Annotated in this window: 14 protein-coding genes and 4 tRNA genes; 11 read left to right on the forward strand and 7 right to left on the reverse strand. The window is 66.6% G+C overall.

Translation table 11 applies throughout. The features are described 5' to 3' along the window. Positions 1-308 precede the first annotated feature (308 nt). Positions 309-1,774, reverse strand: a protein-coding gene (locus tag OHA77_RS22570) for an IS3 family transposase (protein ID WP_406311520.1) whose coding sequence is annotated in 2 segments (ribosomal slippage) — positions 309-1,435 and positions 1,435-1,774 — 1,467 coding nt in all. Because the reading frame shifts where the segments join, the coding sequence is not laid out codon by codon here. A gap of 89 nt (positions 1,775-1,863) precedes the next feature. On the opposite strand from OHA77_RS22570, the gene OHA77_RS22575 reads away from it, so the two are divergent. After that, positions 1,864-2,214, forward strand: a complete 351-nt coding sequence (locus OHA77_RS22575) for a hypothetical protein (protein WP_406311521.1) — start codon at positions 1,864-1,866, stop codon at positions 2,212-2,214. Between the two features lie 702 nt (positions 2,215-2,916). On the opposite strand, the gene OHA77_RS22580 is transcribed toward OHA77_RS22575, so the two are convergent. Next, a tRNA-Lys gene (locus OHA77_RS22580) sits at positions 2,917-2,992 on the reverse strand. A gap of 116 nt (positions 2,993-3,108) precedes the next feature. Between OHA77_RS22580 and OHA77_RS22585 the strand changes: the two genes are divergently transcribed. Next, positions 3,109-3,732, forward strand: coding sequence for an exonuclease domain-containing protein (locus tag OHA77_RS22585; protein ID WP_406311522.1), 624 nt, complete (start codon positions 3,109-3,111; stop codon positions 3,730-3,732). 153 nt (positions 3,733-3,885) lie between these two features. Here OHA77_RS22585 and OHA77_RS22590 read toward each other — a convergent pair whose 3' ends face one another. After that, a complete protein-coding gene (locus OHA77_RS22590; RefSeq protein ID WP_406311523.1) occupies positions 3,886-5,043 on the reverse strand; it encodes an acyl-CoA dehydrogenase family protein in 1,158 nt (385 codons plus the stop codon). Positions 5,044-5,164: 121 nt separating this feature from the next. On the opposite strand from OHA77_RS22590, the gene OHA77_RS22595 reads away from it, so the two are divergent. After that, positions 5,165-5,650 (forward strand): PspC domain-containing protein, encoded by a 486-nt coding sequence (locus tag OHA77_RS22595; protein WP_406311524.1) that lies wholly within the window; start codon positions 5,165-5,167, stop codon positions 5,648-5,650. Position 5,651: 1 nt separating this feature from the next. On the opposite strand, the gene OHA77_RS22600 is transcribed toward OHA77_RS22595, so the two are convergent. Then, complete coding sequence (locus tag OHA77_RS22600; protein WP_406311525.1) at positions 5,652-6,947, reverse strand: MFS transporter; 1,296 nt, start codon at positions 6,945-6,947, stop codon at positions 5,652-5,654. Positions 6,948-7,116: 169 nt separating this feature from the next. After that, entirely contained in the window at positions 7,117-7,467 is a 351-nt protein-coding gene (locus tag OHA77_RS22605) for a metallopeptidase family protein (protein WP_326826282.1), read from the reverse strand. 33 nt (positions 7,468-7,500) lie between these two features. Between OHA77_RS22605 and OHA77_RS22610 the strand changes: the two genes are divergently transcribed. From OHA77_RS22610 to OHA77_RS22645, 8 genes are all read left to right on the forward strand, one after another. Beyond that, positions 7,501-9,000: a metallophosphoesterase gene (locus OHA77_RS22610; RefSeq protein ID WP_406311526.1), complete on the forward strand. Its 1,500-nt coding sequence runs from the start codon at positions 7,501-7,503 to the stop codon at positions 8,998-9,000. Positions 9,001-9,092: 92 nt separating this feature from the next. After that, positions 9,093-9,165, forward strand: a tRNA-Glu gene (locus OHA77_RS22615). A 107-nt stretch (positions 9,166-9,272) separates the two neighbouring features. Further along, positions 9,273-9,346, forward strand: a tRNA-Asp gene (locus OHA77_RS22620). Positions 9,347-9,374: 28 nt separating this feature from the next. Beyond that, positions 9,375-9,448 (forward strand) — tRNA-Phe (locus OHA77_RS22625). Between the two features lie 428 nt (positions 9,449-9,876). Further along, the gene (locus tag OHA77_RS22630) at positions 9,877-10,689 is read left to right on the forward strand and encodes a phytanoyl-CoA dioxygenase family protein (protein ID WP_406311527.1); all 813 of its coding nucleotides are present in this window, start codon (positions 9,877-9,879) and stop codon (positions 10,687-10,689) included. A gap of 247 nt (positions 10,690-10,936) precedes the next feature. Continuing rightward, the gene (locus OHA77_RS22635) at positions 10,937-11,077 is read left to right on the forward strand and encodes a hypothetical protein (protein WP_406311528.1); all 141 of its coding nucleotides are present in this window, start codon (positions 10,937-10,939) and stop codon (positions 11,075-11,077) included. A gap of 188 nt (positions 11,078-11,265) precedes the next feature. Beyond that, positions 11,266-11,526, forward strand: coding sequence for a type II toxin-antitoxin system Phd/YefM family antitoxin (locus OHA77_RS22640; RefSeq protein WP_406311529.1), 261 nt, complete (start codon positions 11,266-11,268; stop codon positions 11,524-11,526). After that, positions 11,511-11,918 carry a PIN domain-containing protein gene (locus tag OHA77_RS22645; RefSeq protein ID WP_406311530.1) on the forward strand — a complete coding sequence of 136 codons (408 nt, stop codon included), beginning with the start codon at positions 11,511-11,513 and terminating at the stop codon, positions 11,916-11,918. Before OHA77_RS22640 ends, OHA77_RS22645 begins: the two co-directional genes overlap by 16 nt. Here OHA77_RS22645 and OHA77_RS22650 read toward each other — a convergent pair. Together OHA77_RS22650 and OHA77_RS22655 are read right to left on the reverse strand one after the other, a co-directional pair. After that, on the reverse strand, positions 11,883-12,428 hold the full coding sequence (locus tag OHA77_RS22650) for a DUF3995 domain-containing protein (RefSeq protein ID WP_406311531.1): 546 nt from the start codon (positions 12,426-12,428) through the stop codon (positions 11,883-11,885). The genes OHA77_RS22645 and OHA77_RS22650 overlap by 36 nt on opposite strands. Continuing rightward, on the reverse strand, positions 12,415-12,867 hold the full coding sequence (locus tag OHA77_RS22655) for a hypothetical protein (protein WP_406311532.1): 453 nt from the start codon (positions 12,865-12,867) through the stop codon (positions 12,415-12,417). Before OHA77_RS22655 ends, OHA77_RS22650 begins: the two co-directional genes overlap by 14 nt. Between the last annotated feature and the right edge of the window lie 119 nt (positions 12,868-12,986).

Here is a 12,986-nt window from a genome sequence, read left to right on the forward strand (position 1 = left end):
CGTACATAGCTTGACGATTACCTAACGCGAATATATAACATGCATGTAATAGATCACGTGCGGCCGCCCGGAGACCGTGGAACTCGGCGACCTCCGCCACGGGTCCGGCCCTGCCCGGTCGTCTTCTGTCAGGGCGCCACCGCAAGGATGTGCGTACCTCGACGTCTGCCGACCGGCAGGCTGCGTGGCCGTAGAAGATCTCGCTTCGCCGAACGACTACCCCTTAGGAGGTTTTCTGTGCGCAGATTGAAGCAGGGAGCCGCGCTCGCAGCGGAACCTGTCAATTTGATCAAGGCAGTTGAGCTGGGCTAATTCTGTATCGGCTTCTTTGTGGTCTCCTTCTGGTTCTCGTCCTTGGGCTTGTTGATCCACGCGGGGCCGGGTAGATCGGGCGGTGTGGGGGTGCCGCCGGTGACGAAGCGTTCAGGGTGGGCGGATTGAGCGGCGGCCAGGACGGCGGATCGCCGGTCGCGGACGGCGGCAGCGCGGCCGTAGTGCACGTCGGCCGGGTGGTGATAGCCGATCCCGGAGTGGTAGTGCTCATGGTTGTACCAGGCGTAGAACTCCTGGCAGAACCGTCGGGCATCCTCGATGGAGCCGAACTGGCCGGGAAAATCGGGGCAGTACTTGAGGGTCTTGTAGCTCGCCTCGACGTGTGGGTTGTCGTTGCTGGTCTTGGGCCGGGAGTGGGACTTGGCCACGCCCAGGTCGATGAGAAGCTCGGCGACGGTCTTGGACTTCATCGAACTGCCGCGATCGGCGTGCAGGGTAAGGGTGCCTGCGTCGATGCTGTGCTTGCGAGCGGTTTGTGCGATGAGCTGTTTGGCCAGGTCGGCGGACTCGCGAGAGGCGATCATCCAGCCGACGACGTAGCGGCTGTAAATGTCGATGATCGTGTAGAGCGAGTACCAGACGCCCTTGTCAGGACCGCGGAGTTTGGTGATGTCCCAGGCCCAGACCCGGTTGGGGACGTCGGCGAACAGTTCGGGGATGGTCTTGGGCGGATGGGTGGCCTGACGGCGCCGGTCGCGGCCAACCTCGCCGTACTCGCGCAGGATCCGATACATCGTCGATTCCGACGCCAGGTAGAGGCCCTCATCCAGCAGGGAGAAGTACGCCGTCGCCGGGGAGGCATCGGCGAATCGCTCGTTCAGCACCGTGCGGACGTGGTCGCGTTCGGCCGTTGACAGCGCCGACGGGTGTGGCTTGCGTGGCGTGACAGGACGGACTGGGGAAGAGCTCTGGCGGTTCTTGCGGTACCAGGTGGCCTGCGCTACTCCGCCCGCCTGGCATGCCTTGCGCCGCCCGAGCAGCGGGGCGAGTTCCTCGATCGCCTCGGCCTGGGCGGCCTCGATGATCTGGCTCACCGCTCGCCCCGCCCCGTCGTCGTCTCGCTGCCGGTGGCGAGCTGATCCAGCAGCGCGAAGAGCTTTCCCTGCACCTCGATCACCTGGCGGGTCTTGCCGAGCTCGGCACGCAGCCGCTCGACCTCCCCCTCCAGCGCGTCGATCTTCTTGTCCCGCGGGTCGGCCTTCGGCCGGCCGACCGGCCGGGCCAGCGTCTGCTCGGCGCCATGGTCACGTGCCGTTCTCCAACTGGAAATCAGCGAGGAGTACAGACCTTCGCGGCGCATCAGCGCGCCCTTGCCGGCCTTATCGAGCCGGTCGTACTCCTCCAGAATCCGGGCCTTGTAAGCAGCGGTGTAGCGGCGGGCACCGACCCGCTCGCGCACCTCGGGGTCAGGGACTTGCGGATCCTGTTCACGTGCTCCCACGAAGGGATGACTCCTTCCCCGCCCTCAGCGCAGAGTTTTCTACCTGTTTGCTACCTCTGTCCATTTTGACAGGAAGGGCAGTCGCCACCGTGGCCGCGCTCGCCGGAACCTTCGCCACCGGCAGCCCGGCGATGGCGGCAACGCCGATCTCGGTATGCGGCGCCTCTTACCACGTGATCGACCAGCACGACCTGGGCAAGGCCGTCATCTATCTGATGTACAACGGCAGCACCAACTGCGTGGTCACCTGGAAGGACGTCTACAGCAACGACATCGCGGTCTATGCCTATGTCGCAAAAAATGGGGTCAGGAAGGAAGACTCAGGTAATTTCTTTATTTACGCTGGCCCGGTGAAGCTCTCCGCTCCAGGGGAGTGCATCACGTGGGGCGGCAGCTACGGCAGCACAATGTGGTACTCGCCTTTGGGTCACTGCGGCTGATCAAGGTCCCTGGTCCCGCATGGATCCGTCCGGGTCCGGTCTCCTACGGGTGGCCCGGCCCAGGTGGGAACTGGCCGGATGCGACGAGCGCACACGGTTCCGCAAATCGGCGCGCTTCAGAGAACTTCATATTGAACGTGGCGTTGGCAGCGAGTCGTGTCCGGACCTCACCTGCGCTGCGGCGCTCAGCGCCGCCGCCGCTTGCTGGTCTGGTGGCAAGCCCGGTCGTACGCTTCACTCCCGACCAAGTTGCCTCACCGCTGGCGCGCAGGCCGTACGACCTGCGCCATGCGGCGGTCTCCCTCTGGCCCAACGCCGGAGTCCACGCGCCGGAAGTGGCGGAGCGGGTGGGGCACGGGGCGGACGTGCTGCTCAAGGTCTACGCCAAGCGCATCGACGGACAGCACGAGGCGGCGAACAAGCGATCTTGGAAGCGCTCACGGCGTGACATCTCTGGCAACGGAACAGACAGGACCCCGGTAGCTCTCGGGGTCCTTTGTCGTGTCGGCTCCCGCACCCTCGGAATCGTTCCGCGAGCTTCCGGAACTCCCGTGCTGACCTGGGGAAACGCCGGTGGTCCCATTCCGCGTATATTCCGGGACCACTGGCAGGCAGCTGCATTCGACTGCATCCAGCTGCATGTGCCAGTGAAGATCGGCAAGAACGAAGGCCCAGGTCAGGGCCTAAGTTCCTGCTCGCGGGTGGTAGGGCGCCTGGGACTCGAACCCAGAACCTACGGATTAAAAGTCCGCAGCTCTAACCATTGAGCTAACGCCCCGCTGAAGACAGCGTACCGAGGATAGTGTCCACTAACGCCCGTTGCCAGGCCTGTGGGCGACCACCTGTTTGCTCGATGGCAGTCAGGGTGGCAACAGGCTCTCATACAGTGGCCGTATGACGAGCTCGGGGCTTGAGCCCGCCGGCGGCGCCCGCGTGGCCGCGCGGCAGGGGTATGTCGTGGTCGACGTGGAGACGACAGGCTTCTCACCTGCGAAGGGGGATCAGATCTGTGAGATCGCACTCATCTCCCTGGACACCGACGGCTCGACCGTCGACGAGTGGCACTCGCTGATCAACCCTCGCCGGGGCACCGGGGCGGTGCACGTTCACGGCATCACCCAGGCGATGGTCGCCGGCGCGCCGGTGATCGAAGAAGTGCTGGACGAGGTGTGGCAGCGCATCGCCGGACGGGTCCTGGTGGCCCACAACATCTCCTTCGACCTGCGCTTCCTCAAAATCCTCCCGGGCAGCCACTGGCTGACCGAGACTCTCTGCACGCAGCGGCTCGCCCCGGAGGTCGTCTCTGACGGGAAGTGGACCCTCGGAGCCTGCTGTGAGCGGGCGGGCATCCCGTTCTCGAACGCCCATGCCGCGCTGGCCGACGCCCAGGCCGCCGCCGAGCTGTTCCGCTTCTACCTGGGCCGGGGCCTCTCCTGGCAGAGCGAGCTCGACAGGGCGGTCCAGGCCCCTGAGTGGCGTCCCAGCGGCCTGCCGCAGCGGCAGGCCCGGCCGCGGTAACCGAGGCGCCTGCCCGGGAGGTCATCGTTCCGGCGGAACCTCAACGGTGGCCGAGGCGCTTGGCCGGAGGCCGCCGTGCCGGCGGAACCTCAGCGGTGGCCGAGGCGTCTGCCCGGCGGTCACCGCGCCGCCGGAACCTCAGCGGACCCCGCGTCAGTGGAAGGCGTCCAGGCCGGTGAGCGCTCGGCCCAGGGTGAGGACGTGGATCTCCTCGGTGCCCTCGTACGTCAGCACGCTCTCCAGGTTGTTCATGTGCCGGATCACCGGATACTCCAGGGTGATGCCGTTGCCGCCGAGGACCGAGCGCGCCTGACGGGCGATGTCCAGGGCGGCGCGGACGTTGGCGAGCTTGCCGAAGCTGACCTGCTGAGGGGTGAGGGCGCCGGCGTCCTTCAGGCGGCCCAGGTGGAGAGCGGTGAGCTGGGACTGGCCCAGGCCCACATACATCCAGGCGAGCTTCTCCTGGGTCAGCTGGAAGCCGCCGATGGGCCTGTCGAACTGCACACGGGTCCTGGAGTAGTCGACGGCTGACTCCAGGCAGGCGCGGGCCGCGCCCACGACGCCCCACAGGATGCCGTACCGGGCCTCTGACAGGCACGACAGCGGACCCTTCAGGCCACGGACGCCGGGCAGTACGGCCGCCGCCGGAAGGCGGACGTCGTCGAAGTACAGGGACGAGGTCACCGAGGCCCGCAGGGACATCTTCCGGTGGATCTCCGGCGCTGAGAAGCCGGGCGTGTCGGTGGGGACCACGAAGCCGCGGATGCCGTCCTCGGTCTGGGCCCAGACCACCGCGACGTCGGCGACGGAGCCGTTGGTGATCCACATTTTGGCGCCGTTGAGGATCCAGTCACCGGAGGAGTCCTGCTTGGCGTGGGTGCGCATGTTCGCGGGATCGGAGCCGTGGTCGGGCTCGGTCAGGCCGAAGCAGCCGATCGCCTCCCCCGCGGCCATCCGGGGCAGCCACTCCTCCTTCTGCTCGGTGGAGCCGTACTTCCAGATCGGGAACATGGCCAGCGAGCCCTGCACGGAGACGAACGACCGCAGGCCCGAATCCCCGGCCTCCAACTCCCGGCAGGCGACGCCGTAGGAGACGGCGTCCAGTCCCGCGCAGCCGTATCCCTGGAGGTGCATGCCCAGCACGCCGAGCGAGCCGAGCACCGGGCCGAGTTCGCGGGCCGGGAAGACGGCCTCCTCGAACCAGTCGCCCACGTGGGGAAGGACCTTGTCGGCCACGAACCCCTTCACGGTGTCGCGGATGAGTCGCTGTTCCTCGGAGAGTCCGTCGTCGATGTGCAGAAGGTCGTCCATGGGATGTTCCTCTCTCGTCGGGCCCTGTCAGGGTATTGCCGGTGTTCCCGGGTGGTATGTCAGGGTGCGGCCAGGGAGAATCCCGATGTGACCGAAGCTCCTCAGCGGGCAGTCTTAGGACATGAGCGAAAACGACTTCTCGGGCACCAAGCAGCTTCGCAGGACCAGGGACGGCCGCATCGTCGCGGGCGTGGCCTCCGGACTGGGACGCTACATCGGAATCGACCCCAACATCATCCGGGTGGCCCTCGCCATCGCCACCTTCTTCGGCGGCCTCGGAGTGGGGATCTACGCGATCGGCTGGCTGCTCCTGCCCGACGAGAGCAAGGACAGGTCGATCGTCCAGGATCTGGTCGACAACAACAAGGACAACCCGGTCTGGCAGGACGCGAGGGCCAAGGCCGCGCAGGGTTGGGCCAAGGCCGAGCAGAGCTGGAACAAGGCCACCAACCAGGACCGGGCTCCGCACCACCCGACCTACCAGGACCCGGCGCAGCCGTACTCCTCCCACCAGAACCCGGAGACGCCGTATCCGGCCCAGCCGTACCCCACGCCTCCGCAGACCACCTCCCCTCAGCACGACGGTGACTCGAAGCCCCAGGCATGACTCAGACGGTCACCTCTGTGCGGACCTTCTCGATGATCTCCTTGCAGGACCCGATCCAGACCATGGCCAGCGCGGCTGCGACGCACAGACCCGCCGCGCCGGCCAGGGCCACCACGTGCGCGGGGCCGATCTCGTCGGCGACGGCCCCGCCGATGAGGATGCCGATGCCCTGAGAGGCCAGCAGGCCTGACTGCACGAGCCCGAAGGCCAGCCCCCGCCGTTCGGGGGGCACGCACTGCACGAACGCGGCGTTCGCCGCGAGCTGGTAGGCGCCACCGATGCCCGAGACGAACCACAAGAACAGCACCACGGTGAGCGGCGGCTCCATCGCGCACAGGATCAGCGGCGCACAGGTCAGCATCGCCATCCCGCCCATCGCGCGGAGCCGTCTCGACGGTGTGACGTACCGGCTGAACAGGAACGCGCCGATGACCGTCCCGGTCGGCATCGCACCCATCAGCAGACCGGCGACGAACGAGATCTGCTGCGGATCGTCGGTCAGGGTGGCGGCGTAGGGGGTCGCGATCCCCTCGGGAAGCACGTAGAACCCGCACAGCCAGGCGAAGAGCACCAGCGTCCGCAGCCGGGGATCGCCGAAGACGAGCCTGGATCCGGCCCGGGTCATGGTCCACATGGAGGGCCGGTCGCCGCCGGTGCCGGCAGGAGCGGGGCGCCGCCGTACTCCCGAGACCAGGATGAGCGCGGAGGCGAGGAACGTGGACGCGTCCAGCGCCAGCGCGCGGTACGGTCCCATCGCCATGATCAAGGCACCGCCGAGGGCGAAGCCCAGCATCTGCGCACCCTGGTTGGTCATGTTCTGCAGAGCCGAGCCCGCGACATAACGGTCGCCTTCGAGGAGCTCGGGGAGCAGCGCCGCCCTGGCGGCCGAGAACGGTGCGCTGAGCAGCACCACCCAGAAGACCAGCACGCACAGCACGGTGAACGAGGTGCCGGGGACGGCCATGAGCGCGACCAGGCACGCTCGGACCAGATCGCAGACGATCATGATGTGCCGCCGCGCGTAGCGGTCGGCGAGACTCGCGAGCAACGGGCCGCCGATGATCGGCGGCAGGTAGGTCAGCGCATAGACCGACGCGGTGGCCAGTGGTGATTCCGTCCGTTCGAACACGAGCACGGAGAGCGCCACCCGCGAGAGCTGGTCGCCGAGAAGAGAGAGTGCCTGGCCGATCCAGAGCGCGCGAAACTCCCTGATGGCGATGACCTCGCCATAGGTAGCTTGGCGTTCGGTCGGGCGGCGGTGCCGCCCGGGTAGTCGACCGGGCCTGGTGGCCGCCATAGGACTCCGCGGGGCTTGCAGGAGCATTGACTGTAGGTGTTCGATGCGTAACCTACGGTGCCCGTTGAATTGCCGACGCGCAACTGAAAGCCATCAAACTCATGCAGGCCGTAACCATAAATTGGTAAATATCGGTCATACGGAGATCTGATATGCAATACGGCTTTGACTACCAGCCGAGGGCATGCAGCTTGTCATCGTCGATGCCGAAATGGTGGGCGATCTCGTGCACAACAGTGATCCGCACCTCTCGCACCACGTCATCTTCGGTGTTGCACATCGAACAGATCGGGTTGCGGTAGATCTCAATCCGGTCGGGTAACACTCCTGCGTACCAGTCCCCCCGCTCAGTGAGTGGCACGCCGGTGTAAAGACCCAGGAGATCCGGCTCCGGTGGATCGTCCACGACCACCACGACCACATTGTCCATGACTGCCGTCAGCTTGGGAGGGATCGTGTCCAGGGCGTCGGCCACGAGCTCTTCGAACTTCTCTCTCGAGACCTCGATCACACCTGCCATTGTGCCCGTGCTTTCGGGTAAGGGAGAAGCCGCATGGACATCACGCACTGGACCCAGAGACTCCGTCGCTTCGCGACGGGGCGCACCGTACGCACCCTGACGGTCGTCGTCATCGCCGCAGGCGGGGCCTGGCTGGGCATCGCGCTCGGCGGCACGGTGCACGCCAACGTCGGCCCCGTCGAGGTCGGCATGACCGCCAAGCCCTCCTGGTCGGGGGAGACCGTCGTGGACGCCCATCCGCTGGGCACGCTCCTGTTCGACACGCACAACGCCCCGATCGGCCTGCGCATCACCCTTGAGAACATCAACACCGACCGGGCCGGCGTGCTGCTGGAGGATTCCCGGTTCTCCGACCAGCTCCCCGCGCTGCTGGAGAAGGAACTGCGCGAAGGGGTCAAAACACTGATCCTGCGTGCCGCCCTCTGCGGTCTGGCCGGAGCGCTCCTCACCTCGCTGATCGTCTTCCGCCGTCCCGGGCCTGCCCTGGCGGGCCTGCTGAGCGCCGCAGTCCTGATCGCCGGTACGGGCGTGGCCGCCCTGTTGACCTTCCGGCCCAACTCGGTGGTGGAGCCGAAATACACCGGCCTGCTGGCCGGGGCGCCGTCTCTGGTGGGCGACGCCGAGTCGATCGTGACCAGGTTCGAGTCCTACCGGGTCCAGCTCGCCAAGCTGGTCAACAACGTCTCCCAGCTCTACGACACGGTGTCCGCCCTGCCGGTCTACGACTCCGACCCCGAGTCGATCCGGGTGCTGCACGTCTCCGACATCCATCTCAGCCCCATCGCATGGAACCTCATGCACTCGGTCACCAAGCAGTTCAAAATCGACGCGATCGTGGACACCGGCGACCTGACCGACCACGGGACCGGCCCCGAGGACAGGTTCGTCGAGGAGATCAGCAGCTTCGACGTGCCGTACGTCTTCGTCAGGGGCAACCACGACTCCAAGGCCACCCAGCGAGCCGTGGACAAGGAGAAGAACGCGGTCGTCCTCGACGACTCCGTCAAGTCGGTGGCGGGGCTGCGCATCTACGGCCTGGGCGACCCCCGCTTCACCCCCGACAAAAGCGTGGACGTCGGCTCCGATCCCACCTCCCTCACGGCGCTGGGCCATGCCCACGCGACACGGCTCGGCCAGGCGTTCAAGCCGGTCGATCTCGTGGCGGTGCACGACCCCTCGATCGCCAGGGAGTTCTCCGGCGCCGTCCCGATGATCCTCTCGGGCCACACCCACGCCCGATCCACCGAACTGCTCCCCTCGGGGACCCGCCTGCTCGTCCAGGGTTCCACCGGTGGAGCCGGCCTGCGCGCCCTGGAGCACGACGAACCCACCCCCGTCGCGGCCTCGGTTCTGTACTTCGACCGGAAGACGCATCGCCTGCGGGCCTGGGACGACATCACTCTGGGGGGCCTCGGCGAGCAGTCGGTTCAGATCGAACGTCACGTTGAGACCGACCCTGGCCGTACAATTTCTCCTGGGCCGACGAGCGCCCCGTCTCCGACGGGATCGTTCAGCGGAACCACGTCGCCTTAAGCCGGAAAGCCGCTTTGGCATCGGGGCAAAAGTCCCCTATGCTTCAGAGGTCTCCAGCGGAAGACGGCAATGGAACGGAATGCGAATTCCGAGCCCCCATCGTCTAGTGGCCTAGGACACCGCCCTTTCAAGGCGGCGACACGGGTTCGAATCCCGTTGGGGGCACGGTCGAGCGAAGGCTCGCCAGGGAAACGGCAGGTCGTAGACCTCCGAAGAACTGGTAAGCTTAGCAAGGCAAGAAGGACGGAAGCGAAAATTTCCGACCAAAGCAAGGTCCTGTAGAGCAGTTGGAGTGCTCGCCACCCTGTCAAGGTGGAGGTCGCGGGTTCAAGTCCCGTCAGGACCGCTCTGGTAGGTGTTCGATCCACCACCGAGGTCAGGTAGCTCAGTTGGTACGAGCGTCCGCCTGAAAAGCGGAAGGTCGGCGGTTCGACCCCGCCCCTGACCACAGCAACTGAGCAGGGAAGACGCCCCGAACGATCACCGTTCGGGGCTTTTTTGATCTCCATGACAGCAATGGCCTCGCACGCCAGGTCGGGGCGATGGCCTACGAAGACATGAGCTGTCGGCTTACCCGAGAGCGTCACCGAGCTTGCTGAGAGGGAGAGCGAGCCGGGCCGCGACCACTGCCGCTCGACTTTCCGGGCTGCCTCGTGTACCCGACTTGATCGGGCACAAGATGTTGATGAGGCTTCCTGGATTCGGTCGGAGGTACTCATCCGCGGAGTGTTCGCCAGTCGTCGGCAATGTGGTCCTGTGACCGCAGGGCGGTTGCTTCCGGTCTCAGAGGGGCAAGAAGGGGCTCGGTGAACACCCGACAAAGGCGGTGCGGAGAATGTCGGGTGATCGGGACCGGTGTGGCCGCACGATGGGGACATGGATGACACGACCTTGGTATCCCGCTTCCTCCGCGACGGCTTCGTGAAGTTGGAGGGCGCCGTCGCGCCGCGCGTGGCCGCGGACTGCGCGCGGCTGCTGTGGCGAGAGACGGGCTGCGACCCGGACGATCCAGCGACGTGGACGCAGCCCGTGCACTGGGTGGCCGGCATGGCGCAGGGGCCGTTCGCCGCCGCACCCAACTCCCCATTCCTGCAGCACGCGTACGACCTGCTCGTCGGCGCGGGACGCTGGGAGCCGCGCTACTCGCTGGGCACGTTCCCGCTGCGCTTCCCGCACGAGGAGGAGCCGGACGACGCGGGCTGGCACATCGAGGGGAGCTATCTGCCGGAGGGTGAGAGCTGGTACTTCACAAATCTGCACTCCCGGGGCCGGGCGCTGCTGATGCTGTTCCTGTTCAGCGAGGTCGGTGAGGAGGACGCCCCGACCCGGATCCGGGTCGGCTCACACCTCGACGTGCCGAAGGTGCTGGAGAAGTACGGGGAGGACGGGGCGAGCGGGCTGGTCCTTGCGCCCGATCTGGTGGCGGCGTCCGACCACCGGCCACTCGCCCTCGCCACCGGGTCCCCGGGCGACGTCTTCCTGTGCCATCCGTTCCTGGTGCACGCGGCGCAACCGCACCATGGGGTGCGGCCGCGCTTCATGGCCCAGCCGCCGCTGATGCCGGCCGTGCCGTACGAACTGGAGCGGGCCGACGGCGCGTACTCACCCGTGGAGATCGCGATCCGTCGGGGCCTGGGACAGGACACCCCCGGTCCGGACGGGGACGGCACCGACGGCAGCGCCGGGTAGACATGCTTCATCCGTTCCCGGAACCGGGCGGAGAACCAGCGCCCGGGCAGCGGCACGTCCGGCAGCGCCGCGCCGGCCGTTGTCGACCATCGGGCGAGTGCTGTCCACAACACATCAGCTTCACGACGACATGCCGGACAAGATCACGCGAAGAGGCCGAACACCATCACCCGATGTTCTCCGCGCTCGCGGGCATGCCGCTGTCGGAGTACATCCGGCGCCGCAGGCCATCCAGAAGCTGTGGGACGTGTTCACCGAGTGGTTCCCGTCGAACTCGTACCGCACCCGCACCGGCCCTGAGATCTTGCGCACCCGCCTGTCGCCGGAGAAGACCGAGACCGACACCGACACCGAACTGGGGCTCCTGGTGGAGCCCGAGCACAATTGAACAAAGCGGCAAGCCCCTCGGGGGCAGGCGTGTGTAAGCGCTTCGGTTGGCCTTTCAGGCCAACCGAAGCGCTCGGTCACATCGAATGATTTTGATCTTTGGTGACGGCGACGCTGACAGCAAGGGCGACGGCCCTGTAGCCCTACCGGTTACTCAAAGAGTAAGCGAGAATCAGATAATCTGATTTCATGAAGGTGATGACTGCCACCGAAGCATCTCGAAGCTTCGCGACCGTTCTGGACGAGGCCGAGCGAGGGGAGACAATCATGGTCACCCGTGGGGGTAGGCAAATCGCGATGATCGGCCCCGCGCCTACCGCGCCAGGGCGTATGGTCAAGGCCTTTCTGACCAGAAGCGCGGGAACGCTGGACGCCGATTTCGAGGCCGACATCGCGGCAGCTCGGGAGACGGCCGACGACGAGATGAGGGAAACGTGGCCCGACGCCTGATCCTGGACACCGGCGTGCTCATCGCCGCGGAGCGAGGCAGGGCTTCGGTGGACGCGGTGATCGGGGATGCCGATGATGTGGCGATTGCCGCGATCACCGTGGCCGAGTTGCTCGTCGGCGTGGAGTTGGCGGACGCGGCACGCCGTCCCGGCCGGCAGGCCTTTGTGGACGAGGTCCTTGCGTTGATCCCGGTCGAGGAGTACACCACAGATGTGGCCAGGGTCCACGCTCGTCTTATGGCACATGTGCGACGAGAAGGAAAGACGCGGGGAGCATACGATCTGCTGATTGCCGCGACGGCTGCGACCACCGCGAGAACCGTGATCACGATGGACTCGTCTGCCGCGTTCGACGATCTACCCGGCGTGCGGGCACAAATCGTTCCCCGCTGAGCACTGACGGCAGCGTCTGCGCAGCCGCCATCCGACGGTCGCCCAGCAAACTCCCCAGAGCAGGAAGAACGGCGACCACACAAGCAGGTCCCAGCGCGCCAGGGTATGGACCAGTTCGACGTGCTCGGCAGGTGCCGGACGGACCTCGGTCAGCAGCAGCGCGTCGCCTGCGAAGCCGAACCCGAGCACTCCCACCGATCGGGCGATCATGAAGATGCCCAGCGTCCAGGCCACCGCGGTCAGCAGCCGACGTGAGACGGCGGCGCCCCAGGGCCGTACGGTGGCCAACGCGACGATCACGCCGATCGCCGCGGCACCGGCCAGCAACCAGTGGCTCGCCACGAAGACGGGATCGCGGGCGAGCAGCCGTTCACGCAGTTCCGGAGGCAGGGGGTCCTTGTCGGCCAGCGCGTTGGCTCCCAGCGCCTGCGCCAGCTTCATTGCCCCGTAGACGACAGCGCATGCGGCCGCTCCGTACGCCCCCATCCGCCCCTGGTCAGCGCGTGACACGTCGCGTCGCCACAGCATAGGAGCGGACCATTTCCAGGAACAGCCCGATCACGACAACGCCGAGCACCCCGTGGTACCAGTGCCAGCCGACGCCGATGCCGATGAACCCGTCCACGACCATGACCCCGGCACCGTAGCCGACGGCCAGTAGCATCACGATCAGAACGGGCAGCGTCACGCTTCTCGGCGCCCTGCGTCCCAAAGGCGTGACGGTGGCGAGGACGACGCATGCGCCCAGCAGGCCGGACGCGGCCGCGAGCCACTGCGCCGCGGCAGGAGCAAGGAAGTAACTTGCGGTCTCGGCGTCTGACACAGGCGGGCCACCCGGAAACCCGAGCCGGGCCTGCAGGGCGAAGGCGGCCTTCCCCATGGTGTAGCTGAGAAACAGCAGCGCCAGCGCGTACGCCGGCCAGCGTCGTGGACGAACTGAATCGATCATGTTTTCGACTGTAGGCGCCGGGCATCGGTCACCGAATCGCTAGAGCGAGGGAAGCCTCTCCCCCATAAGGGGGAGCATCAGGCATCTTGATCGCTCCGGCCGGGCTGTCCGGGCGGAGC

Origin of the sequence: Streptosporangium sp. NBC_01639 (assembly GCF_045209755.1) — a bacterium.
GTDB lineage: Bacteria > Actinomycetota > Actinomycetes > Streptosporangiales > Streptosporangiaceae > Streptosporangium.